At 41.5% G+C, this 22,558-nt stretch carries 21 protein-coding genes and 1 pseudogene; 20 read left to right on the top strand and 2 right to left on the bottom strand.

All coding sequences use genetic code 11. The features are described 5' to 3' along the window. Window positions 1-156: 156 nt before the first annotated feature. The 16 genes and pseudogenes from purF (at window position 157) to purB (ending at window position 13,641) form a co-directional block, all read left to right on the top strand. Window positions 157-1,599 carry an amidophosphoribosyltransferase gene (gene purF / locus GEZ84_RS08285; RefSeq protein WP_042749759.1) on the top strand — a complete coding sequence of 481 codons (1,443 nt, stop codon included), beginning with the start codon at window positions 157-159 and terminating at the stop codon, window positions 1,597-1,599. 217 nt (window positions 1,600-1,816) lie between these two features. Continuing rightward, the gene (gene purM / locus GEZ84_RS08280; RefSeq protein ID WP_153224183.1) at window positions 1,817-2,839 is read left to right on the top strand and encodes a phosphoribosylformylglycinamidine cyclo-ligase; all 1,023 of its coding nucleotides are present in this window, start codon (window positions 1,817-1,819) and stop codon (window positions 2,837-2,839) included. Beyond that, on the top strand, window positions 2,836-3,381 hold the full coding sequence (gene purN, locus GEZ84_RS08275; protein WP_000820825.1) for a phosphoribosylglycinamide formyltransferase: 546 nt from the start codon (window positions 2,836-2,838) through the stop codon (window positions 3,379-3,381). Before purM ends, purN begins: the two co-directional genes overlap by 4 nt. Window positions 3,382-3,464: 83 nt before the next feature. Continuing rightward, window positions 3,465-3,974: a VanZ family protein gene (locus GEZ84_RS08270; RefSeq protein WP_000894015.1), complete on the top strand. Its 510-nt coding sequence runs from the start codon at window positions 3,465-3,467 to the stop codon at window positions 3,972-3,974. Between the two features lie 3 nt (window positions 3,975-3,977). Next, a complete protein-coding gene (locus tag GEZ84_RS08265) occupies window positions 3,978-4,313 on the top strand; it encodes a formyltransferase family protein (protein ID WP_413777006.1) in 336 nt (111 codons plus the stop codon). A 44-nt stretch (window positions 4,314-4,357) separates the two neighbouring features. Next, the gene (locus GEZ84_RS08260; RefSeq protein ID WP_153224182.1) at window positions 4,358-4,822 is read left to right on the top strand and encodes a GNAT family N-acetyltransferase; all 465 of its coding nucleotides are present in this window, start codon (window positions 4,358-4,360) and stop codon (window positions 4,820-4,822) included. A gap of 1 nt (window position 4,823) precedes the next feature. Further along, window positions 4,824-6,371 carry a bifunctional phosphoribosylaminoimidazolecarboxamide formyltransferase/IMP cyclohydrolase gene (gene purH / locus GEZ84_RS08255; protein ID WP_153224181.1) on the top strand — a complete coding sequence of 516 codons (1,548 nt, stop codon included), beginning with the start codon at window positions 4,824-4,826 and terminating at the stop codon, window positions 6,369-6,371. 123 nt (window positions 6,372-6,494) lie between these two features. Continuing rightward, window positions 6,495-7,757, top strand: a complete 1,263-nt coding sequence (gene purD / locus GEZ84_RS08250; protein ID WP_153224180.1) for a phosphoribosylamine--glycine ligase — start codon at window positions 6,495-6,497, stop codon at window positions 7,755-7,757. 93 nt (window positions 7,758-7,850) lie between these two features. After that, window positions 7,851-7,964, top strand: a pseudogene (locus GEZ84_RS10920) (phosphoribosylaminoimidazole carboxylase); the annotation flags it as partial. 35 nt (window positions 7,965-7,999) lie between these two features. Further along, entirely contained in the window at window positions 8,000-8,491 is a 492-nt protein-coding gene (gene purE, locus GEZ84_RS08245) for a 5-(carboxyamino)imidazole ribonucleotide mutase (RefSeq protein WP_153224179.1), read from the top strand. Then, window positions 8,478-9,569: a 5-(carboxyamino)imidazole ribonucleotide synthase gene (gene purK / locus GEZ84_RS08240; protein WP_153224178.1), complete on the top strand. Its 1,092-nt coding sequence runs from the start codon at window positions 8,478-8,480 to the stop codon at window positions 9,567-9,569. Before purE ends, purK begins: the two co-directional genes overlap by 14 nt. 9 nt (window positions 9,570-9,578) lie before the next feature. Then, window positions 9,579-9,827, top strand: a complete 249-nt coding sequence (locus tag GEZ84_RS08235) for a phosphoribosylaminoimidazole carboxylase (RefSeq protein WP_153224177.1) — start codon at window positions 9,579-9,581, stop codon at window positions 9,825-9,827. A 27-nt stretch (window positions 9,828-9,854) separates the two neighbouring features. Beyond that, complete coding sequence (locus GEZ84_RS08230) at window positions 9,855-10,727, top strand: viroplasmin family protein (protein ID WP_000878577.1); 873 nt, start codon at window positions 9,855-9,857, stop codon at window positions 10,725-10,727. Between the two features lie 10 nt (window positions 10,728-10,737). Further along, a complete protein-coding gene (locus GEZ84_RS08225) occupies window positions 10,738-11,925 on the top strand; it encodes a type II toxin-antitoxin system RnlA family toxin (RefSeq protein ID WP_153224176.1) in 1,188 nt (395 codons plus the stop codon). Between the two features lie 26 nt (window positions 11,926-11,951). Then, window positions 11,952-12,314 carry a type II toxin-antitoxin system RnlB family antitoxin gene (locus tag GEZ84_RS08220; protein ID WP_000488499.1) on the top strand — a complete coding sequence of 121 codons (363 nt, stop codon included), beginning with the start codon at window positions 11,952-11,954 and terminating at the stop codon, window positions 12,312-12,314. A gap of 28 nt (window positions 12,315-12,342) precedes the next feature. Next, a complete protein-coding gene (gene purB, locus GEZ84_RS08215; RefSeq protein ID WP_153224175.1) occupies window positions 12,343-13,641 on the top strand; it encodes an adenylosuccinate lyase in 1,299 nt (432 codons plus the stop codon). Between the two features lie 55 nt (window positions 13,642-13,696). Here the strand turns inward: purB and strH are convergent, their stop codons facing one another. Continuing rightward, the gene (strH, locus tag GEZ84_RS08210) at window positions 13,697-17,224 is read right to left on the bottom strand and encodes an LPXTG-anchored beta-N-acetylhexosaminidase StrH (RefSeq protein ID WP_153224174.1); all 3,528 of its coding nucleotides are present in this window, start codon (window positions 17,222-17,224) and stop codon (window positions 13,697-13,699) included. Between the two features lie 298 nt (window positions 17,225-17,522). Next, window positions 17,523-18,239 carry a GntR family transcriptional regulator gene (locus tag GEZ84_RS08205; protein WP_001007192.1) on the bottom strand — a complete coding sequence of 239 codons (717 nt, stop codon included), beginning with the start codon at window positions 18,237-18,239 and terminating at the stop codon, window positions 17,523-17,525. Window positions 18,240-18,557: 318 nt separating this feature from the next. Here GEZ84_RS08205 and GEZ84_RS08200 point away from each other — a divergent pair, with 318 nt between their 5' ends. The 4 genes from GEZ84_RS08200 to GEZ84_RS08185 are packed head-to-tail and all read left to right on the top strand — an operon-like array spanning window position 18,558 to window position 22,558. Next, window positions 18,558-20,345, top strand: a complete 1,788-nt coding sequence (locus GEZ84_RS08200; RefSeq protein ID WP_153224173.1) for a glycoside hydrolase family 35 protein — start codon at window positions 18,558-18,560, stop codon at window positions 20,343-20,345. Beyond that, complete coding sequence (locus tag GEZ84_RS08195; RefSeq protein WP_000156971.1) at window positions 20,342-20,818, top strand: PTS sugar transporter subunit IIB; 477 nt, start codon at window positions 20,342-20,344, stop codon at window positions 20,816-20,818. Before GEZ84_RS08200 ends, GEZ84_RS08195 begins: the two co-directional genes overlap by 4 nt. Window positions 20,819-20,844: 26 nt before the next feature. Next, window positions 20,845-21,750 carry a PTS mannose/fructose/sorbose/N-acetylgalactosamine transporter subunit IIC gene (locus tag GEZ84_RS08190; RefSeq protein ID WP_153224172.1) on the top strand — a complete coding sequence of 302 codons (906 nt, stop codon included), beginning with the start codon at window positions 20,845-20,847 and terminating at the stop codon, window positions 21,748-21,750. After that, on the top strand, window positions 21,737-22,558 hold the full coding sequence (locus GEZ84_RS08185) for a PTS system mannose/fructose/sorbose family transporter subunit IID (protein ID WP_000185286.1): 822 nt from the start codon (window positions 21,737-21,739) through the stop codon (window positions 22,556-22,558). Before GEZ84_RS08190 ends, GEZ84_RS08185 begins: the two co-directional genes overlap by 14 nt.

The raw sequence follows: 22,558 nt of genomic DNA, 5'->3' as shown, positions 1-22,558 counted from the left end.
AAGTCATGTAGATTTAGCTCTTGATGATTTCAAAAGGTTTGTTTTGCGAGTGAAGTAAGCTCCTACCGTATCATTCCACAGTAGCTCGTTAGGGAGTATTTGAGAGCGTCCCTGCTACTAAAGGAATGATACACAAATGAAAATTAGGTATAAAAAATGACATACGAAGTAAAATCTCTTAATGAAGAATGTGGTGTTTTCGGTATCTGGGGACATCCAGATGCTGCTAAATTGACCTATTTTGGGCTCCACAGTCTTCAGCACCGTGGTCAGGAGGGGGCAGGAATCCTCTCCAATGATCAGGGACAGTTAAAGCGCCATCGCGATATGGGGCTTTTATCAGAAGTCTTCAGAAATCCTGCTAATTTGGATAAATTGACAGGAACTGGTGCGATTGGTCACGTTCGTTATGCGACTGCTGGCGAAGCTTCTGTAGATAATATCCAGCCTTTCCTCTTCCGTTTTCACGATATGCAGTTTGGCTTGGCTCATAATGGAAATCTGACCAATGCGGCCTCTCTCAAGAAAGAATTGGAACAAAGAGGAGCCATTTTCAGCGCGACTTCGGACTCGGAAATCTTGGCTCACCTCATTCGTCGTAGCCATAATCCGAACTTGATGGGCAAAATCAAGGAAGCACTCAGCCTAGTTAAAGGTGGTTTCGCCTATATCTTGCTGTTTGAAGACAAGTTGATTGCGGCTCTTGACCCAAATGGTTTTCGTCCTCTTTCAATCGGTAAAATGGCTAACGGAGCGGTGGTTGTTTCCTCTGAAACCTGTGCTTTTGAGGTTATTGGTGCTGAATGGATTCGTGATTTGAAACCAGGTGAGATTGTGATTATTGATGACAAGGGAATCCAGTATGATAGCTATACAGATGATACTCAGTTAGCAATCTGTTCTATGGAGTATATCTATTTTGCTCGCCCTGATTCTAATATCCACGGTGTCAATGTCCATACGGCACGTAAACGTATGGGTGCCCAATTGGCGCGTGAATTCAAGCATGAGGCAGATATAGTGGTCGGTGTGCCCAATTCTTCCCTCAGCGCGGCTATGGGATTTGCGGAAGAATCCGGGCTACCAAATGAAATGGGTCTCATCAAGAACCAATACACCCAACGTACCTTTATCCAACCGACTCAAGAATTGCGGGAGCAAGGGGTGCGGATGAAACTGTCTGCTGTTTCTGGTGTTGTTAAAGGCAAGCGTGTGGTTATGATTGATGACTCTATTGTACGTGGAACAACCTCTCGTCGTATCGTTCAGCTCTTGAAAGAAGCGGGTGCAACTGAGGTTCACGTTGCCATTGGTAGTCCAGCGCTAGCTTATCCATGTTTCTACGGGATTGATATCCAGACCCGTCAGGAGCTGATTGCGGCCAATCATACGGTTGAAGAAACTCGCCAAATCATTGGAGCAGACAGTCTGACTTACCTCTCTGTTGAGGGGTTGATTGAGTCGATTGGGATTGAAACAGATGCGCCGAATGGCGGTCTCTGTGTCGCTTACTTTGACGGTGACTACCCAACGCCTCTCTACGACTACGAAGAAGATTATCGCCGAAGTTTAGAAGAAAAGACCAGTTTTTACAAATAGACAATAGATCTTCCGTTAAAGAAAAGGAATATAAAAATGACAAATAAAAATGCTTATGCTTCACGTTTCACCACTGAATAAAAGCTAAAGCATTTGTCAGTAGACGCTTTGTCCTATAGGATCAAAGTTAGAGCCCTGACTAGTATTTTTAGATAAAATAATTGTTTATCTAAAAATACGTCGCAGTCTTTCCCAAAAAAAGAAAAGGAAAAATAAAATGGCAAATAAAAATGCGTACGCTCAATCTGGTGTGGATGTTGAAGCGGGTTATGAAGTTGTTGAACGAATCAAAAAGCACGTGGCTCGTACGGAGCGTGCAGGTGTCATGGGAGCTCTTGGTGGCTTTGGTGGTATGTTTGACCTTTCAAAGACTGGGGTTAAAGAACCCGTCTTGATTTCAGGAACCGATGGTGTTGGAACCAAGCTCATGCTGGCTATCAAGTACGATAAGCATGATACCATTGGTCAGGACTGTGTGGCCATGTGTGTCAATGATATCATCGCTGCAGGTGCGGAGCCCCTTTATTTCCTCGACTATGTGGCGACAGGGAAGAATGAACCAGCTAAGCTAGAACAAGTAGTCGCTGGTGTAGCAGAAGGTTGTGTGCAGGCTGGAGCAGCCCTTATCGGTGGGGAAACGGCTGAAATGCCTGGTATGTATGGCGTAGATGACTATGATTTGGCTGGTTTTGCGGTCGGTGTGGCTGAAAAATCTCAAATCATTGACGGCTCAAAAGTGGCAGAGGGAGATGTTCTTCTCGGACTTGCTTCAAGTGGGATTCATTCCAATGGTTACTCTCTCGTCCGTCGTGTCTTTGCGGATTACACAGGTGAGGAAGTCCTGCCAGAATTGGAAGGCAAGAAACTCAAGGAAGTTCTTCTGGAGCCGACTCGTATCTATGTCAAGGCTGTTTTGCCACTCATCAAGGAAGAGTTGGTCAACGGCATTGCCCACATCACAGGCGGTGGCTTTATCGAGAATGTCCCTCGTATGTTTGCAGCTGACTTGGCTGCTGAGATTGAAGAAGACAAGGTTCCCGTGCTTCCAATTTTCAAAGTCCTTGAAAAATATGGTAAAATCAAACATGAAGAAATGTTTGAAATCTTCAATATGGGTGTGGGACTCATGCTGGCAGTTAGCCCTGAAAATGTAATTCGTGTCAAGGAATTGTTGGATGAACCAGTCTATGAAATTGGTCGCATCGTCAAGAAAGAAAACGAAAGTGTCATCATCAAATGAAAAGAATAGCGGTTTTTGCCTCTGGTAATGGCTCAAATTTTCAGGTGATTGCCGAAGAATTTCCAGTGGAGTTTGTCTTTTCAGACCATCGTGACGCCTATGTGCTCGAACGTGCAGACAAGCTTGGCGTTCTGTCCTATGCTTTTGAACTAAAGGAGTTTGAGAGCAAGGCAGACTACGAAGCAGCCCTTGTCGAACTCTTGGAAGAACACCAGATTGACTTAGTTTGCCTAGCAGGCTACATGAAAATCGTTGGGCCAACCTTATTGGCGGCTTATGAAGGTCGGATTATCAACATTCACCCAGCTTATTTGCCAGAATTTCCAGGAGCTCATGGGATTGAGGATGCTTGGAATGCTGGAGTTGCTGAGAGCGGCGTGACCATTCATTGGGTGGATTCAGGTGTGGATACAGGAAAGATTATCAAACAAGTGCGCGTGCCAAGGCTGGCTGATGATACGATTGACAGTTTTGAAGCTCGCATTCATGAGGCAGAGTACAAGTTGTATCCGGAAGTAGTGAAGGCTCTATTTACAGATTGACTTTTTGATGATTCATATGATATCTTTGATTCAAAATTGGAGTCAGTGATTGTTGAAGACGACTTCAAACGGAGGTATTTGTAATGTTAGAATCTAAAAAAACAACTCGATATGTATTTTATGTCTATCTGATGTTATTAACTTGGGGAATCTTATTTAAGTTTGAGACCAATCCTGAATTTATAGCATTTTTCTTAGCTCCAAGGTACATCAATTGGATTCCATTTTCAGAACCATTAATAGTAGATGGAAAAATTGTTTTTGCTGAAATGTTATTTAATCTGATTTCCTTTATTCCATTAGGTGTTTGTTTCCCTCTGATAAAAACTAATTTATCTAGTTTAAGAATAGTCGGAACAGGTTTCTTGATTAGTTTATTGTTTGAGTGCTTACAGTATATTTTAGCAATAGGTATAACAGATATAACGGATTTGGCTTTAAATACGCTAGGTGTTTGTGTAGGCTTACTGATTTATCAAATTTTTATAAGAGTGTTCAAATCACAGACTAGAAAATGGGTCAATATCTTAGGTATGCTTAGCCTTGGTTTTGCTTATTTTATTTTACTGTTACTGCATTTAATTGGTGTTTAACTAATGATTAAAAAGGAGAATATAATGACTAAACGTGCCTTAATCAGCGTCTCAGACAAAGCGGGCATTGTTGAATTTGCCCAAGAACTTAAAAAACTTGGTTGGGAGATTATCTCGACAGGTGGAACCAAGGTTGCCCTTGATAATGCTGGGGTGAATCAGTCTGGTGTGACCATTCACTGGGTGGATTCTGGTGTGGATACAGGAAAGATTATCAAACAATTGCGCGTGCCAAGGCTGGCTGATGATACGATTGACAGTTTTGAAGCTCGCATTCATGAGGCGGAGTACAAGTTGTATCCAGAGGTTCTGGATAGCTTGGGAGTTGCACGAAAATAAGATCGAAGTCAAGTTTTGATTGCGTAATCTTGCTAGGAGAAAAAATGATTGAACTAAAATTAGTAGATGAGAGCAGTTTTCAGGCAGTGCTGGATTTGAAAATATCTGAAGCTGATGAACGAGCACGTTTCGTGGCTCCAAATGTACGCTCTTTAGCTGACGCATGGCTCTACCGAGAGAATGGGGATGTGTTTCCAATGGCAATTTATTGGAATGAGCTTGTAGTTGGTTTTCTCCTGCTGGAAATAGATAAGGATGAAGCGGAATACTTTATCTGGCGGATAATGATTGGCCAGCAGTACCAAGGAAGAGGTTATGGACGAAAAGCCTTGGAAGTTCTAATCAAAGAGGCTCAGATGGATAGAGCTTGCAGTCATATTGTTGCAGATTATGTGGTTGGAAATGAAAAAATGAAGCACTTGCTGACTAGTCTGGGTTTTCAGGAAACAGGGTTTATAGAAGAAAATAACGAAGTCGCTATGCGCTTGAACTTAAAGAAAGAGGAATAGAATGACTAAACGCGCCTTAATCAGCGTCTCAGATAAAGTGGGCATTGTTGAATTTGCCCAAGAACTTAAAAAACTTGGTTGGGATATTATCTCGACAGGTGGAACCAAGGTTGCCCTTGATAATGCTGGGGTGAACACCATTGCCATCGATGATGTGACTGGTTTTCCAGAGATGATGGATGGTCGTGTCAAGACCCTTCATCCAAATATCCACGGGGGTCTTCTCGCTCGTCGTGACTTGGATAGTCACCTAGAAGTGGCTAAGGACAATCAGATTGAGCTTATAGACCTTGTGGTGGTCAACCTTTACCCATTCAAGGAAACGATTCTCAAACCAGATGTGACTTACGCTGATGCAGTGGAAAATATTGACATCGGTGGGCCATCTATGCTTCGCTCAGCAGCGAAGAACCACGCTAGCGTGACAGTTGTGGTAGAGCCTGCTGACTATACTGTGGTTCTTGATGAATTGTCAGCCACAGGTGAAACTACTTATGAAACTCGCCAACGTTTGGCAGCCAAGGTTTTCCGTCACACAGCGGCTTATGACGCTTTGATTGCAGAATACTTCACAGCTCAAGTGGGTGAAAGCAAACCTGAAAAGCTCACTTTGACTTATGACCTCAAGCAGGTCATGCGCTATGGGGAAAATCCTCAACAAGACGCGGACTTCTACCAAAAAGCCTTGCCGACAGATTACTCCATTGCTTCAGCCAAACAGCTCAATGGTAAGGAATTATCCTTCAACAATATTCGAGATGCGGACGCTGCCATTCGTATCATCCGTGACTTCAAAGATCGTCCAACTGTTGTGGCTCTCAAACACATGAACCCGTGCGGTATTGGTCAGGCTGATGACATCGAAACTGCTTGGGACTATGCTTATGAGTCTGATCCAGTGTCTATCTTCGGTGGGATTGTCGTTCTCAACCGTGAGGTGGATGCTGCGACAGCTGAGAAGATGCACGGTGTTTTCCTTGAAATCATCATAGCACCAAGCTATACGGACGAAGCGCTAGCCATTTTGACCAACAAAAAGAAAAACTTGCGTATTCTTGCCTTGCCATTTGATGCTCAAGAGGCTAGCGAAGTGGAAGCAGAATACACAGGTGTTGTCGGTGGACTTCTTGTGCAAAATCAAGACGTGGTCAAGGAAATCCCTGCTGACTGGCGAGTGGTGACCAAACGCCAACCAACTGAGACAGAATCGACAGCTCTTGAGTTCGCTTGGAAGGCAATTAAATACGTCAAATCAAACGGTATCATTGTAACTAACGACCACATGACACTTGGTGTTGGTCCAGGTCAAACCAACCGTGTGGCCTCTGTTCGTATTGCCATCGACCAAGCCAAAGACCGTCTGGACGGCGCGGTCCTTGCTTCCGATGCCTTCTTCCCATTTGCGGATAATGTGGAAGAAATCGCCAAAGCAGGAATCAAGGCCATCATCCAGCCAGGTGGGTCTGTCCGTGACCAAGAGTCTATCGAAGCTGCGGATAAATATGGCTTGACCATGGTCTTCACAGGAGTGAGACATTTTAGACATTAAGAACGTTAAAGGGGAAGAAAACAGTTTCTTTCCCTTTTTTGCTTAAAAATGCTTAACGAAACGAGATTAAAACGAACGTTTGTGGTATAATGGTGTTAAATAATTCGCAAAAGAGGTTAAGAAATGAAACTGCTTGTTGTCGGTTCGGGTGGTCGTGAACATGCGATTGCTAAGAAGTTGCTTGAGTCAAAAGAGGTAGAAAAGGTTTTTGTTGCTCCTGGGAATGATGGGATGACTCTGGATGGTTTGGAATTGGTAAATATCTCTATTTCCGAACATTCTAAATTGATTGAGTTTGCAAAATCCAACGATATTGCTTGGACCTTTATAGGGCCAGATGACGCTCTTGCTGCTGGAATTGTAGATGATTTTAACCAGGCAGGGCTTAAGGCTTTTGGTCCGACAAGATTGGCATCTGAGCTGGAGTGGTCCAAGGATTTTGCTAAGGAAATCATGGTCAAATACGGCGTTCCGACAGCAGCCTATGGCACATTTTCAGCTTTCGAGGAAGCCAAGGCATATATCGAAAAGCAGGGTGCGCCTATCGTAGTCAAGGCGGATGGCTTGGCGCTTGGGAAGGGTGTTGTCGTTGCTGAGACAGTCGAGCAAGCGGTCGAAGCTGCTCATGAGATGCTTTTGGACAATAAATTTGGTGACTCAGGTGCGCGTGTGGTTATTGAGGAATTCCTTGATGGAGAGGAGTTCTCCCTCTTTGCCTTTGTCAATGGGGACAAGTTCTACATTATGCCAACAGCGCAAGACCACAAACGTGCCTATGATGGCGATAAGGGGCCTAACACGGGCGGTATGGGTGCCTACGCACCAGTTCCACACTTGTCACAGAGTGTAGTTGATACAGCGGTTAAGACTATTGTCAAGCCAGTCCTTGAGGGCATGATTCAAGAAGGTCGCCCTTATCTGGGTGTCCTTTACGCAGGGCTTATTTTGACAACTGATGGCCCTAAAGTCATCGAGTTCAATGCTCGCTTTGGAGATCCAGAAACGCAAATTATCCTGCCTCGATTAACCTCTGATTTTGCCAAAAATATCACGGATATCCTAGATGGGAAGGAGCCAAATATCACCTGGACAGACAAGGGTGTGACTCTGGGTGTGGTTGTCGCATCCAACGGTTATCCGCTAGACTATGAAAAAGGTGTTGAGTTGCCAGCCAAGACAGAAGGCGACATTATTACCTACTATGCAGGGGCTAAGTTTGCGGAAAATAGCAGAGCACTGCTCTCAAACGGCGGACGTGTCTATATGCTCGTTACCACAGCAGATACTGTCAAAGAAACTCAAGACACCATCTACAGCCAACTCGACAAACAAAAAACAGAAGGCCTTTTCTACCGAACAGATATCGGAAGCAAGGCAATTAGATAAAGATATAAGAAAAAGCGACGCAGTCGCTAAGTACGATAATGGTCGTTTGATTTGCGAGCGTTAGCGAGCTAATATAGAACAATCACCGCCGTTGTGAAAGAACGATTGGATGATAATCCAATCGTTCAGGGAAATTGGAAGACCTTGGGCTTCCAATTTAGGCATGAGACACCTTTGGTGGCTGCTGCCGTCCCTCACAACCTAAGGTGGTTGAAAAAAGAAAGGAAAGAAAAGGAAAAATTATGACTAAACCAGTAATTTCCATCATCATGGGCTCAAAATCCGACTGGGCAACCATGCAAAAAACAGCCGAAGTCCTAGACCGCTTCGGTGTAGCCTACGAAAAGAAAGTTGTTTCTGCCCACCGTACACCTGATCTCATGTTCAAACATGCGGAAGAAGCACGTAGCCGTGGCATCAAGGTTATCATTGCAGGTGCGGGTGGCGCAGCCCACTTGCCAGGAATGGTAGCTGCCAAAACAACCCTTCCTGTCATTGGGGTCCCAGTCAAATCTCGTGCCCTTAGTGGCGTGGATTCACTCTATTCCATTGTGCAGATGCCAGGTGGTGTGCCAGTCGCAACTATGGCTATTGGTGAAGCAGGTGCGACTAACGCAGCCCTCTTCGCTCTCCGTCTCCTCTCAGTAGAGGATCGGGCTATCGCGACAGCGTTGGCAGATTTTGCAGAAGAACAAGGAAAAATTGCAGAGGAGTCTACTAATGAGCTCATCTAAAACAATTGGAATTATTGGTGGTGGTCAGCTGGGTCAGATGATGGCTATTTCTGCTATCTACATGGGTCATAAGGTTATCGCGTTGGATCCTGCTGCAGATTGCCCGGCCTCTCGCGTGGCGGAAATCATAGTGGCTCCTTATAATGACGTGCATGCTCTGCGTCAGTTGGCGGAGCGATGCGATGTCCTCACCTATGAGTTTGAAAATGTCGATGCTGACGGTTTGGATGCTGTCATCAAGGAGGGACAACTCCCTCAAGGGACAGACCTACTCCGTATTTCTCAAAATCGTATCTTTGAAAAGGACTTTCTTTCAAATAAAGCTCAAGTCACTGTGGCCCCTTACAAGGTCGTAAATTCTAGCAATGACTTGGCTAATATCGACCTGTCTAAAAACTATGTCCTCAAGACGGCAACTGGTGGCTACGATGGGCATGGACAAAAGGTCATTCACTTGGAAGCAGACTTGGAAGAAGCCTATGCGTTAGCTGACTCAGCAGACTGTGTATTGGAAGAATTTGTCAACTTTGACCTTGAAATTTCTGTCATTGTATCAGGAAATGGCAAGGACATGACAGTTTTCCCAGTTCAGGAAAATATCCACCAAAACAACATTCTGTCTAAGACCATTGTGCCTGCTCGCATTTCAGCAAGTTTAGCAGCCAAGGCCAAAGCTATGGCGGTTCGAATCGCAGAACAGCTCAAGTTGTCTGGAACCCTCTGTGTAGAAATGTTTGCGACAGCTGATGATATTATTGTCAATGAGATTGCCCCACGTCCACACAATTCAGGTCACTACTCCATTGAAGCCTGCGACTTCTCTCAGTTTGATACCCATATTCTAGGCGTTCTGGGAGCACCATTACCAGCCATCAAACTACATGCTCCAGCCGTCATGCTCAATGTCCTCGGCCAACACGTCGAGGTCGCTGAAAAGTATGTCGCAGAAAATCCAAGCACCCACCTCCACATGTATGGTAAAATAGAAGCGAAGCACAACCGCAAGATGGGACATGTCACTTTGTTTAGTGATGTGCCAGATAGTGTGGATGAGTTTGGGAAAGGGATAGATTTTTAGGACAAGTCTATGATACAAATTATCGTTAACGCTTTTGTTGAAAAGGATAAGACTGGAGCAGTCGTGGAAGTCTTGTATGCTAGTGCTGACCAGAATAAGGTACAAGCTAAATATGAAGAACTAGCTACACAATACCCTGAAAACTACTTAGCTATCTATAGTTTACCGCTGGATACGGATTTGAATACACTAGATCACTATCCGTCTGTGTTTATTGAGAAAGAGGAGTTTGAGGAGTCCTCTAACTTGAGTCCTTAAGAAAATGAAAGATAGGTGAAAGAAAATATGAAATACTACGCTGTAAAGTTAGGCAGACAAACTGGAATTTTTGAGACATGGGGAGAAGCAGAAGCACAAGTTAAAGGATTTCCTAATGCAAAGTTTAAATCTTTCTCTTCGTTTGAGGAGGCTAAATCTTATCTTGAAGATTCTAATCAGAGCCAATCGAGTAATCTAGTTGAGTATGAAGTTTATGTAGATGGTTCGTTTGATAGAAATACAAATACATACGGTTCAGGTGTTGTCATTACCAAGGAGAATGAAGTAATAAAAAAAATTTCATTTTCGGGTTCTGATGAAAAATATATTGAAAGTTATCAGATTGCAGGAGAGGTAAAGGCAGCTCTGCGAGCTATGGAATGGGCTATTGACAATCATATTTCGAGGATTGCAATTTTCTATGACTACGAGGGGATTAAGTCGTGGGCTGTAGGTGAGTGGAAGACAAATAAGTCGGTTTCAAGAGATTATAAAGTTAAATATGATAGTTTATCATCACAAGTAAAAGTTTATTTTAACAAGGTTAAAGCGCATAGTGGTGTAAAGTTTAACGAATTAGCAGATCAATTAGCGAAAAGAGCAATAAAAGAAGGTGATTCTAATACTAATGATAACTTATCTGATAATCAATTAGGCATAGAATTTTATAACTATTTAATTTCAAGTGATGAGAACGATAAAAAAGATAATATCATTTATTATAACGAGTTTATGATTAGTGATAAAAAGATTCTTAAATTTATTAAGAATATCTGGAAACAAGAAGGAAAAAAGGTTGGAGAGATCAAAAACATCTCATATAAATTGAATTTCAATAGTAATATATTGAGTGCAAAAATCGAGGCTAAGGAATCTAAAAATTACGAAATAAAATTTTAGGAGAAATGTAATGAATGATATTTTTAAAAATCTTGATTTAAATAGAGAACAGCTCTTAGAGACTATTAAAGAATTTTTGGCAACTAAGCCGCATTTAGATGCTCAAGTTGCTGATGAATTAGAATTAAAAAATGCAACCCAAGGGCTGTATCGATGTAATATTTCAACAAATAGTGGTACATTTTTCTTAGATATGTTTTATCGTACCGATGGTAAAACGACATTACAAAGTAATAATGGTAATGTCCAGTTTTCAGAATTGAAGATTGAATTATGCCGATATATAGCTAAAAATTGTAAAAAAGGAGTCACCCAAAAAGATAAGAAAGACCCGTGGTTTATTGCAAGGAGCATTAGTTATGAGGATATTGAAAGTGTAATATCTTTAATTAAGGAGTCTTCTTTTTATGAAAGTGAGTTACCTCATTCTGAGGGGAATGGTTTTCCAACCTGGAAATTTAAAGGAGTTCAGAAAGAAACTTTGACAATTACCTATTTTAATAAATTATCGGGAGGTATTGGAAAACTATTATTGCAGGGTAAACCAAAATTATTATTTTTAGAATCTATTGAAATAATAACTCAGTTATTTGAGACAGATGAGATTAGTAATAAGTTAAATGAGAGTGGATTCTTCGAAAGTCATATTGATGATTCAATTATTCAAGATGATATTGCTGATCTAATGTCAAATTCTTTTGATAAATTATCTAGTGATCAATTAAGAAAAACTGTAAAACAAGCTTTGATTTTTAAAAATCTTAAATCTAATTGGGAAGATTATACAGTGTACACTTTTCCAGCTTATCGTGCTTTAGAGGGTCATTTAAGATGGGTTTTAAGCGAGCTTGGTATTGATTGGCTAACTAAGTTAAATTCTAAAGGGCAACCAATGACAACATCATTTTATATGTTTGATAAGGTATCAAGTGAGGGCGAATACAGCTATGTTTTACAATCTTGCTACCATATGAATGTTGAAAATAAATACCCAACTAAAAAAGAACAGTTTCTAACATATATAGGCGAATTGTATCAAATATTGAGTGACGAGAGAAATAGTTATTTCCATTGGAAAAAGTTTGAACCTGGACTTTCTTTAGATGAGACTGCGTTGATTGAAGATGAGGCAACTGCTCGAGATATCATTGTAAATTGTTTGACTAAAATCGAAGAATATTATAGACTATTCTATTAGTATTAAAAATTTAAAGGAGGTAGAAAATGTTTCGCATAGTAGAACTTGAATTGGATAAGTATATGGCAATTGTTTATTCATGTTCTTATGATTCTCCGCTTTCTTATCTCCTTGATATTGAGAAACAGATAAGGGAGTTAGGTATTGGAGATGGCTATATTCTATTTGATACCTTATTAAGTAAAGGAAATATATCTACAAGATTTTTTGAAACAAAATTTGAAGATGGTAAATTTGTTAAGTCATCTTTTCAAAATATTGAAATTACAAAAAAGTCCGAAATTAGAAAAAAAGCTAGTGAATTTTATAGAGAATCAGGGATAAACTTAAACAATTCCTTGCTAACAGAGGTACAGAAAAGAATAATTAACAAAGGATTAGCTCTATAACTTTGCAATATTATATAGGAGAAAAACAATGATCAACCGTTACTCTCGCCCTGAGATGGCGAACATTTGGAGTGAGGAAAATAAATACCGTGCTTGGCTTGAGGTGGAAATCTTAGCTGACGAGGCATGGGCTGAGTTGGGGGAAATCCCTAAGGAAGATGTGGCTTTGATTCGTGAGAAAGCGGACTTTGACATCGACCGTATTTTGGAGATTGAGCAAGAGACTCGTCACGATGTGGTGGCTTTCACGCGTGCGGTTTCTGAGACGCTTGGTGAAGAGCGCAAGTGGGTTCACTATGGTTTGACTTCTACCGACGTGGTAGATACGGCCTACGGTTACCTCTACAAGCAGGCCAACGATATCATCCGTCGTGACCTTGAAAACTTCACCAATATCATCGCTGACAAGGCTAAGGAGCACAAGTTCACCATCATGATGGGTCGTACCCACGGTGTGCACGCTGAGCCTACAACTTTTGGTCTTAAATTGGCGACTTGGTATAGCGAAATGAAGCGCAATATCGAGCGTTTCGAGCATGCGGCTGCTGGAGTGGAAGCTGGCAAGATTTCTGGCGCGGTTGGTAACTTTGCCAACATCCCACCATTTGTAGAGCATTACGTCTGCGACAAGCTTGGCATCCGTGCTCAAGAAATCTCTACACAGGTCCTTCCTCGTGACCTTCACGCTGAGTACTTTGCAGTTCTTGCTAGCATCGCGACTTCCATCGAGCGTATGGCAACGGAAATCCGTGGTCTCCAAAAATCAGAACAACGCGAAGTGGAAGAATTCTTTGCCAAAGGGCAAAAAGGGTCTTCAGCAATGCCTCACAAACGCAACCCAATCGGTTCTGAGAACATGACAGGTCTTGCGCGTGTTATCCGCGGGCATATGATTACAGCCTATGAAAACGTTGCTCTCTGGCACGAACGCGACATTTCCCACTCATCAGCTGAGCGTATCATCACACCAGATACTACCATTTTGATTGACTACATGCTCAACCGTTTTGGAAATATTGTCAAGAACTTGACGGTCTTCCCAGAAAACATGATCCGCAACATGAACTCAACCTTCGGTCTGATCTTTAGCCAACGCGCCATGTTAACCCTGATTGAAAAAGGCATGACCCGTGAGCAAGCTTATGACTTGGTGCAACCAAAAACAGCCTACTCTTGGGACAATCAAGTAGACTTTAAACCACTTCTAGAAGCAGATCCAGAAGTAACATCACGCCTCACACAAGAAGAAATCGACGAAATCTTCAACCCTGCATACTATACCAAACGAGTGGATGATATCTTTGAACGTCTTGGACTTGGTGATTAATTAAAAAATAAACAGCGAGCTTTAATTTCGCTGTTTATTTTTGTATCTAAAAGGCTTAGTCTTCTTTTCTTTTAGTGAGTCCATAGGCTGCTAGTGTGGCCATGAGTCCTGCTGCGACCAAGCCTGCAGAGTCTTGACTTCCTGTTGCAGGGAGTTGTTGTTCTTCTGCTTTTGCTCTGGTTGGTTGGCTTGGGATTTCTAGTTTTGGTTTGTCTTCAGCAATAGCGGCTTGTCCGTTTTCATCGCCTACATGTGTTACTAGAGTACCGACTTCAACCACTTGGTTCACAGCTTCTTTGGTTACCTGACTATCAAGGATTGTTTCGGTTGTTTTTCCATTTTCAGTAAGGACAGAGATGTAATGAGTTCGTTCACCTTTGACTCCTGCTGTGACAATGTTTTCCTGACCAGCTGGGAGGTTAGGATTTTCTTTCTTGATAACTTCAAATAGGATTTCTTCAGTTCTTATGATGAGTTCTGGTCTGGTTTCAACATTGGCAGCCACTTCATTTTCATCTAGGCTTCCTGAGTGAGTTGCAGCTGGTTTGAGACCTAAGCGAGCGGATTTTAGTTTGGCTACAAGTGTGTCAAGCTCAGCTTGTTTATTACGATTGAGGTTGTAATTTAGAGCTGTTTTAGCTGCACTTAGGGCATCCAAGCTTTCCTTGCTGTATCCTTCTAAGTTTTCAGGAATTTGTGCGATTTCTTCGCGGAGAGCATTATAATTAGCACGGAAGTAGTCTTTGTTGTGGTCTGCAAAGGCAGTCATAAGTTCAAAGATTTCTTCCTCCTTGTACTCAGCGCTTGGTCTATCTGCCCAGATAGCAAGCATACTTCCGACTGTTGGAAGGTCTACTTCAGGATATTTGGTAGAAGCTAGTTGATTGAATGGTGTTTTTCCAGTATTCTCAATAGCTTTTTTGAGGAAACCACCACCATCTTCTGGTTTTTGACCGAGAATGTAGTACCAGTCACCGTTGGTATTCAAGAACTTATAACCCTTGCTTGCTAGGTATTGAGGTGATGCGAGGTTGTAGCCCCACCAGCCTTTAGACCAGTAAGAAATCAAGACATCTTTGTCAAACTGAACATCGTCCTTGTCCTCATAGTAGAAGCCATCGTTGAAGGCCATTGGTTGAAGCCCTCTTTCTTTGGCCATGGCAGCGAGGGTGTTGGCATATTCGGCAAACTTGCTATAGAGTTGATACCATTTGAGGTAGTACCAGCCTTGGGCACTAGTCGCATCGTTAGCGTATTCGTCAGTACCAAAGTTGAAAATCTTTGTTTTTCCTGCAAAGAAGTCCATGTATTTACCGATGAGGGCTTTTACAAAGTTCATCGCTTCTTCGTTTCTCAAGTCCATAGTTGTTTTAGAGACTTTGTCAAAGTGGGCTTGAGGATTTTTAATACCCAATTTTTCCATGGCAACCAGCATAGCATCCATGTGACCTGGGCTGTTGATAGCTGGGATGAGACCGATACCCTTAGATTTAGCGTATTCAATTAATTCTGCCACTTCTGCCTGTGTAAGTGCAGTCCCGTTTGGATCGTCGTAGTAAGTTTTTGTTCCTTGGATGATGGCATTTTTGACATCATCACTTGCATAGGTTTTTCCGTTGGCAGTGATGGTCATATCATCGAGTAGGAAGCGAAGTCCATCATTTCCTAGAAGGAGGTGGACATCAGAGTAGCCGAGCTCGCTGGCCTTATCTACGATGCGTTTGAGTTGGTCAAGAGTAAAGTATTTGCGTCCAGCATCGATTGAAATCACCTTGTTTTTAGCAAGTTTTTCAACCTCACGTTTAGCATCTTCTTCTTTTTGAGCTTCTGGTGTGAAGGTTAAATTGCTGACTGCTTCTTGAAGTTTTACGATTGCTTGGTCAATCGTGTCTTGTTGGGCACGGCTGAGGTTACTATCAAGCGAACGGATAGCTTTTACCGCTTCATTAATTGCTGAGACACTTTCTGCAGTATAACGGTTAAGGTCTTTTGGTACCTCGTTAAGTGCTTGATCTGCAGACTCATAATCAGCTGCAAAGTATTCAGCATTAGAATTTGCGAATTGACGCATGAGTTTGAAGAGGCGTGACGGTGAATAACGTGCAGATGGAGTGTCAGCCCAAACAGCTACCATACCACCGATGAATGGAATAGTTGCTCCGTCGGATTTTGGTACCGAAGTGATTGGAGTGTTCTTGATACCGTTTAATCCCTGATCAAGGTTGTACCAACCTTGGCCATCTGCATTTCGCCCAAGAACATAGTACCAAGCATCGTTAGTGTTTAGGATTTGGTGCCCTTTTTCTACTAGCAGTTTAGAAGAAGCGACATCGTAGCCTCCCCAACCACCAGTCCACATTGAAACGATGATATCTTTGTCGAAAGTTCCGAAGCTAGTATCACTATTGTAGTAAATACCATCATTGAAGGCCATTGGTTTTAGACCGTGCGATTTTACAATACGAGCTAGGTCATTGGCGTAGGCAATAAATTTTTCATATCCTTTTACAGGGTAGCCTTCGTTTGGATAGTATTTATCAGCTTGAAGAACGCTCCAACCTTTAGCGTTTGTTGCATCATTGGCATATTCATCAAGTCCGATGTTGAAGATTTCAGTCTTTTTCGCGAAATAAGCAGCATATTTATCGATAAGGGCTTTTGTAAAAGCGACTGCTTGTTCGTTGTCAAGATCTACGGTACGGGCTGATTCCTTCCCGAAATAGCTAAAGTTAGGGTTTTGGATTCCCAATTCTTTCATGGCATTGAGAATAGCATCCATGTGACCGGGACTATTTACTGTTGGGATGAGACCGATACCTTTATCTTTGGCATAGTTAATCAGGTCTGTCATTTGACTTTCTGTTAAGTGATTGCCGTTTGGATCGTTGTAATAATCATTTGTACCTTTTTCAATGGCACGTTTGACATCGTCACTGGCATAGGTCTTGCCGTTAGCTGTGATGCTCATATCGTCCAATATGAAGCGGAGTCCATCATTTCCAACTAATAGGTGTAAATCAGTGTAGCCATAATGTTTCGCTTTGTCGATGATTTCCTTTAGTTGCTCTGGTGAGAAATATTTACGTCCAGCATCAATAGAAACAATTTTCTTTTTCGCTAGTTTTTCATTAGTTTGAGTGGCACGTTCAGTAGTCGGAGCGAGTACAGCAGGAGTAGCAGGCTCGTTTTTCTTCTCAGTATTAGCAATCTCTGCGCTTTTTTCTACTTGAGTTGTGTTTTCTACTTCCGTAGTAGGAGCTGGGCTGGTATGTTCTGTTACTACTGGTGCTACCGCATTGTCTGTTTTTGGAACAACTGTGTTAACAGTATCTTTTTTAGTTTTAACTTCCTCTTTTATAGTTTTATCAGCTTGTTTTACAAGTTTTTCTTCTTTATCTTGAATTGGTGCTTCTGATGCTTGTGGGCTATCCGGCACAGCTTGCAAAGTTTCAGTAGCTTTTGGTGCTGGTGTGAGTCCATCTGCAGATACGACTTGCGCACTGAAGGTAAATCCTATCAGTACAGAAGCTGCTCCGACTGCATACTTGCGAATCGAGAAACGCTGTTTCTTGTCTAGTTTCATGATAAAACCTCCTTGATACAACTATTTTGATAACGTTTACATAAAACCAATTTAATTTTATTATCTATATAGTAAAAAGTCAAGCAAGTTTATATAATAATTATAACAAGCGGAGTAAATCATAAAATTTTGGAAGTAACAATTTATATGGGGAGGTAAAATCAAGGAAAAATCAGTAATTTTTAACTTGTTTTTAGTAAAAGTGCTACAAATAAATATATTTAACAGCGTTTTTATAGTCGTTTTTTCGTGCTATAATACATAGAAAAAAGCCCAAGCACTTAGGCTCAAGCTTTTCTTAGTGATCACGGTCACATGAAATGAATTTGATTTTATAATAATCCGCTCGTTTATAAGTTTCGCTGTATGCGAGAACTTGGCCAGTAGATTCTAGCCTAGTAGTCTTGGTTTGTAAAACTGTTGGGAATTGCTCATCGACTCCGAGGGCCGAAGCCGCATGTTCTGGAGTTGGAAATGTGATTTCATTGATTTCTTCAAAATGTTCATCATTCATGTGAATGTGGTAATCTGATTTGAAACGGTTATAGATAGAACTATAATATTCAAGATTTGGATAATTTGCGTTGATGTATTGTTCTGGAATGTAAGATGTGTGGTAGATGTATACAACACCATTCGTTTCGCGTACGCGTTCAATCTTGTAGTAGAACTGGTCACCACGTAGTCCAAGTTTTTCTAAGTAGTTTAATTTGTTGCCACGTTCAATAGAAAGGACAGTAACTTTATCATCTTTAGTTTCAAAAACTTCTACATCTGAAAACTCTACGAGTTTGTGTTTGCGTGCGCGTGAAACGAATGTACCCTTTCCTTGTTGACGGACAATATAGCCATCTTTGGCAAGATCGTTTAAGGCGCGGACAACGGTTATAGAACTTACATCATACATTGCAATCAATTCAGCTTCAGTGTAGAATTTATCTCCACTGGCAAATTGACCAGAAATGATTTTATTCTTTAACTCATCTTTAATATATTGATACTTTGGAATTGCCATGTTTTCACCTCGATTTTCCTTTTCCACTAAAAATTTTACCATAAAATTGAAAAGAATAGTAGAGTTTTGAATAAAAAAATTAGAATAATAGGGTATAAGGTTAATTTACCTCGAAATTAATAGAAAAACATACATTTTTATACATGGTTTTTAAAGGATGCTATTGTTATGAATTAGAGATTTTTATAAGTTTTTTGTGTAAAAGTTAGTTAAAAATGAAAAAAATTGTGAAAACCTATTGACAAATGCAGGATATTGAGATATATTTACTATATCAACAAATGAAAGCGTGAACTTTAATTGTCAGAAGGTAATAATATGACACGATTTGAGATTAGGGACGATTTCTATTTAGATGGGAAACCGTTCAAGATTTTGTCTGGCGCCATTCATTATTTTAGGATTCCGCCAGAAGATTGGTCTCATTCGCTCTACAACTTGAAGGCTCTTGGTTTTAACACGGTAGAGACTTACGTTGCTTGGAATCTACACGAACCCCGTGAGGGTGAGTTTAACTTTGAAGGAGCTCTGGATTTGGAGAGATTTCTCCAAACAGCACAAGATTTAGGCCTCTATGCTATTGTACGTCCGTCACCATTTATCTGTGCGGAGTGGGAATTCGGTGGCTTACCAGCTTGGCTTTTAACCAAGAATATGCGAATTCGCTCATCCGACCCAGCATATATCGAGGCAGTTGGTCGTTACTATGATCAATTATTGCCAAGATTGGTTCCACATTTATTGGACAATGGTGGCAATATACTCATGATGCAGGTTGAAAATGAGTATGGTTCTTACGGAGAAGATAAGGCTTATCTGAGAGCCATTCGGCAGTTGATGGAAGATCGTGGCGTAACCTGTCCCCTCTTTACATCAGATGGGCCTTGGAGAGCTACTCTGAAAGCGGGAACCTTAATTGAAGATGACCTCTTTGTAACAGGAAACTTTGGTTCTAAGGCACCTTACAATTTTTCACAGATGCAGGAATTCTTTGATGAATATGGTAAGAAATGGCCACTCATGTGTATGGAGTTCTGGGATGGTTGGTTCAATCGTTGGAAAGAACCGATTATCACACGGGATCCCAAAGAGTTGGCAGATGCAGTTCGAGAAGTTTTGGAGCAAGGTTCCATCAATCTATACATGTTCCATGGTGGTACAAACTTTGGTTTCATGAATGGTTGCTCGGCTCGAGGGACCTTGGACTTGCCACAAGTCACATCATATGATTACGATGCCCTTCTGGATGAAGAAGGAAATCCAACGGCTAAGTACTTGGCAGTCAAGAAGATGATGGCAACACATTTTCCAGAGTATCCGCAGTTGGAACCGCTCTATAAGGAAAGTATGAAAGTGAATGCTATTCCACTAGTTGAAAAAGTTTCCTTGTTTGAAACCTTGGATAGCTTATCTAGTCCAGTAGAAAGCCTTTATCCTCAAAAGATGGAGGAGTTGGGACAAAGTTATGGCTATCTACTCTATCGAACAGAAACAAACTGGGATGCAGAAGAAGAAAGACTTCGTATCATTGATGGTCGGGATAGGGCTCAGCTTTATATCGATGGTCAGTGGGTTGAAACCCAATATCAAACCGAGATTGGGGAAGATATTTTTTATCAAGGTAAAAAGAAAGCGCTATCTAGACTGGATATCTTGGTAGAAAATATGGGGCGTGTCAACTATGGGCACAAGTTCTTAGCGGATACGCAACGTAAGGGAATTCGGACAGGGGTTTGTAAGGATTTGCATTTCTTACTAAACTGGAAACACTATCCACTCCCACTAGATAATCCTGAGAAAATTGATTTTTCAAAAGGATGGACAGAAGGACAACCAGCCTTTTACGCTTATGACTTTACAGTCCAAGAGCCAAAAGATACTTACCTAGACTTGTCTGAGTTTGGTAAGGGAGTTGCCTTTGTCAATGGGCAGAATCTAGGACGTTTTTGGAATGTCGGCCCAACACTCTCGCTTTATATCCCTCATAGCTATCTCAAGGAAGGTGCCAACCGCATCATCATCTTTGAAACAGAGGGTGAATATAAAGAAGAGATTCATTTAACTCGTAAACCTACACTAAAACACATAAAGGGGGAAAATTTATGACAATTGTAGGATGCCGTATCGATGGACGTTTGATCCACGGACAAGTAGCCAATCTTTGGGCTGGAAAACTAAATGTTTCACGTATTATGGTTGTGGATGACGAAGTTGTCAACAACGACGTTGAAAAGAGTGGTTTGAAACTAGCGACACCACCAGGTGTGAAATTGAGTATTTTGCCAATTGAAAAAGCGGCAGCCAATATTCTTGCTGGTAAATACGATAGCCAACGTCTCTTTATCGTTGCTCGTAAACCAGACCGTTTCCTTGGTTTGGTAGAAGCAGGTGTACCACTTGAAACTCTCAATGTTGGGAATATGTCTCAAACACCAGAAACTCGCGCCATCACACGTTCTATCAACGTAGTGGATAAGGATGTGGAAGACTTCCACAAACTGGCAGAAAAAGGTGTTAAACTTACTGCTCAAATGGTTCCAAATGATCCAGTTTCAGACTTTTTGAGCTTATTAAAATAGGAAAAAATTTTTAGGAGGTCATTGTTATGATACAATGGTGGCAAATTTTACTTCTCACTTTGTACTCAGCTTATCAAATCTGTGATGAGTTGACGATCGTTTCATCTGCAGGTTCCCCTGTATTTGCTGGTTTCATTACTGGTTTAATCATGGGAGATGTGACTACTGGTCTGCTTATCGGTGGTAACTTGCAACTGTTCGTTCTTGGGGTTGGTACCTTCGGTGGTGCTTCTCGTATCGACGCAACTTCTGGTGCGGTTCTTGCGACAGCCTTCTCTGTTTCACAAGGAATTGATACAGCACTTGCGATTACAACAATCGCTGTGCCAGTAGCAGCTCTCTTGACTTACTTCGACGTTCTTGGACGTATGACTACTACCTTCTTCGCTCACCGTGTGGATGCTGCAATCGAACGCTTTGACTACAAAGGAATCGAACGCAACTACTTGCTTGGTGCGATTCCTTGGGCTCTATCTCGTGCCCTTCCAGTCTTCTTCGCGCTTGCCTTTGGTGGTGCCTTCGTACAATCAGTTGTAGACTTCGTTAAAGAATACCAATGGGTTGCAGATGGTTTGACACTTGCAGGACGTATGCTTCCAGGTCTTGGATTTGCAATCTTGCTTCGTTACCTTCCAGTTAAACGTAACCTTCACTACCTTGCTATGGGATTTGGTTTGACAGCTATGTTGACTGTTCTTTACTCATATGTAACAGGTCTTGGTGGCGCTGTTGCTGGTATCGTAGGTACTCTACCTAAAGATGTTGCTGAAAAAATTGCTTTTGTCAACAACTTTAAAGGTTTGTCTATGATTGGTATCTCTATCGTAGGTATCTTCCTTGCAGTGCTTCACTTCAAAAATAGCCAAAAAGTAGCTGTGGTAGCACCTTCTACACCATCAGAAAGTGGGGAAATCGAAGATGACGAATTCTAATTACAAACTTACAAAAGAAGATTTTAATCAAATCAACAAACGTAGCTTGTTTACTTTCCAATTAGGTTGGAACTACGAACGTATGCAAGCTTCTGGTTACCTTTACATGATCTTGCCTCAATTGCGTAAAATGTATGGGGATGGAACTCCTGAATTGAAAGAAATGATGAAAGTTCATACTCAATTCTTCAATACTTCACCATTCTTCCACACAATTATCGCTGGTTTTGACCTTGCTATGGAAGAAAAAGATGGTGTGGGTTCAAAAGATGCCGTTAACGGTATCAAGACAGGTTTGATGGGACCATTCGCTCCTCTTGGAGATACTATCTTTGGTTCACTTGTACCTGCTATCATGGGTTCTATCGCAGCAACTATGGCTATCGCTGGCCAACCATGGGGTATCTTCCTTTGGATCGCAGTTGCAGTAGCGTATGACATCTTCCGTTGGAAACAATTGGAATTTGCCTACAAAGAAGGGGTTAACCTTATCAACAACATGCAAAGTACTTTGACAGCTTTGATTGACGCTGCATCTGTACTTGGTGTCTTCATGATGGGTGCTCTTGTAGCAACAATGATCAACTTTGAAATTTCTTACAAATTGCCAATCGGTGAAAAGATGATTGACTTCCAAGACATCTTGAACCAAATCTTCCCACGTTTGCTTCCAGCAATCTTTACTGCCTTTATCTTCTGGTTGCTTGGTAAGAAAGGTATGAACTCTACTAAAGCTATCGGTATTATTATCGTACTTGCTTTGGCTCTTTCTGCCTTTGGTAAATTTGTACTTGGAATGGGCGCATAA

Source organism: Streptococcus mitis, assembly GCF_009496155.1.
Lineage (GTDB): Bacteria > Bacillota > Bacilli > Lactobacillales > Streptococcaceae > Streptococcus > Streptococcus mitis_BQ.
Note: the sequence above shows the minus strand (reverse complement) of the source record. Positions and strands in the feature narration are given on the sequence as shown.

Bases quoted from the DNA above. Each gene is read 5' to 3' on its own strand.
- purF (WP_042749759.1), top strand. From the start codon at position 157: ATGACATACGAAGTAAAATCTCTTAATGAAGAATGTGGTGTTTTCGGT.
- purM (WP_153224183.1), top strand. From the start codon at position 1,817: ATGGCAAATAAAAATGCGTACGCTCAATCTGGTGTGGATGTTGAAGCG.
- purN (WP_000820825.1), top strand. From the start codon at position 2,836: ATGAAAAGAATAGCGGTTTTTGCCTCTGGTAATGGCTCAAATTTTCAG.
- GEZ84_RS08270 (WP_000894015.1), top strand. From the start codon at position 3,465: ATGTTAGAATCTAAAAAAACAACTCGATATGTATTTTATGTCTATCTG.
- GEZ84_RS08265 (WP_413777006.1), top strand. From the start codon at position 3,978: ATGATTAAAAAGGAGAATATAATGACTAAACGTGCCTTAATCAGCGTC.
- GEZ84_RS08260 (WP_153224182.1), top strand. From the start codon at position 4,358: ATGATTGAACTAAAATTAGTAGATGAGAGCAGTTTTCAGGCAGTGCTG.
- purH (WP_153224181.1), top strand. From the start codon at position 4,824: ATGACTAAACGCGCCTTAATCAGCGTCTCAGATAAAGTGGGCATTGTT.
- purD (WP_153224180.1), top strand. From the start codon at position 6,495: ATGAAACTGCTTGTTGTCGGTTCGGGTGGTCGTGAACATGCGATTGCT.
- purE (WP_153224179.1), top strand. From the start codon at position 8,000: ATGACTAAACCAGTAATTTCCATCATCATGGGCTCAAAATCCGACTGG.
- purK (WP_153224178.1), top strand. From the start codon at position 8,478: ATGAGCTCATCTAAAACAATTGGAATTATTGGTGGTGGTCAGCTGGGT.
- GEZ84_RS08235 (WP_153224177.1), top strand. From the start codon at position 9,579: ATGATACAAATTATCGTTAACGCTTTTGTTGAAAAGGATAAGACTGGA.
- GEZ84_RS08230 (WP_000878577.1), top strand. From the start codon at position 9,855: ATGAAATACTACGCTGTAAAGTTAGGCAGACAAACTGGAATTTTTGAG.
- GEZ84_RS08225 (WP_153224176.1), top strand. From the start codon at position 10,738: ATGAATGATATTTTTAAAAATCTTGATTTAAATAGAGAACAGCTCTTA.
- GEZ84_RS08220 (WP_000488499.1), top strand. From the start codon at position 11,952: ATGTTTCGCATAGTAGAACTTGAATTGGATAAGTATATGGCAATTGTT.
- purB (WP_153224175.1), top strand. From the start codon at position 12,343: ATGATCAACCGTTACTCTCGCCCTGAGATGGCGAACATTTGGAGTGAG.
- strH (WP_153224174.1), bottom strand. From the start codon at position 17,224: ATGAAACTAGACAAGAAACAGCGTTTCTCGATTCGCAAGTATGCAGTC.
- GEZ84_RS08205 (WP_001007192.1), bottom strand. From the start codon at position 18,239: ATGGCAATTCCAAAGTATCAATATATTAAAGATGAGTTAAAGAATAAA.
- GEZ84_RS08200 (WP_153224173.1), top strand. From the start codon at position 18,558: ATGACACGATTTGAGATTAGGGACGATTTCTATTTAGATGGGAAACCG.
- GEZ84_RS08195 (WP_000156971.1), top strand. From the start codon at position 20,342: ATGACAATTGTAGGATGCCGTATCGATGGACGTTTGATCCACGGACAA.
- GEZ84_RS08190 (WP_153224172.1), top strand. From the start codon at position 20,845: ATGATACAATGGTGGCAAATTTTACTTCTCACTTTGTACTCAGCTTAT.
- GEZ84_RS08185 (WP_000185286.1), top strand. From the start codon at position 21,737: ATGACGAATTCTAATTACAAACTTACAAAAGAAGATTTTAATCAAATC.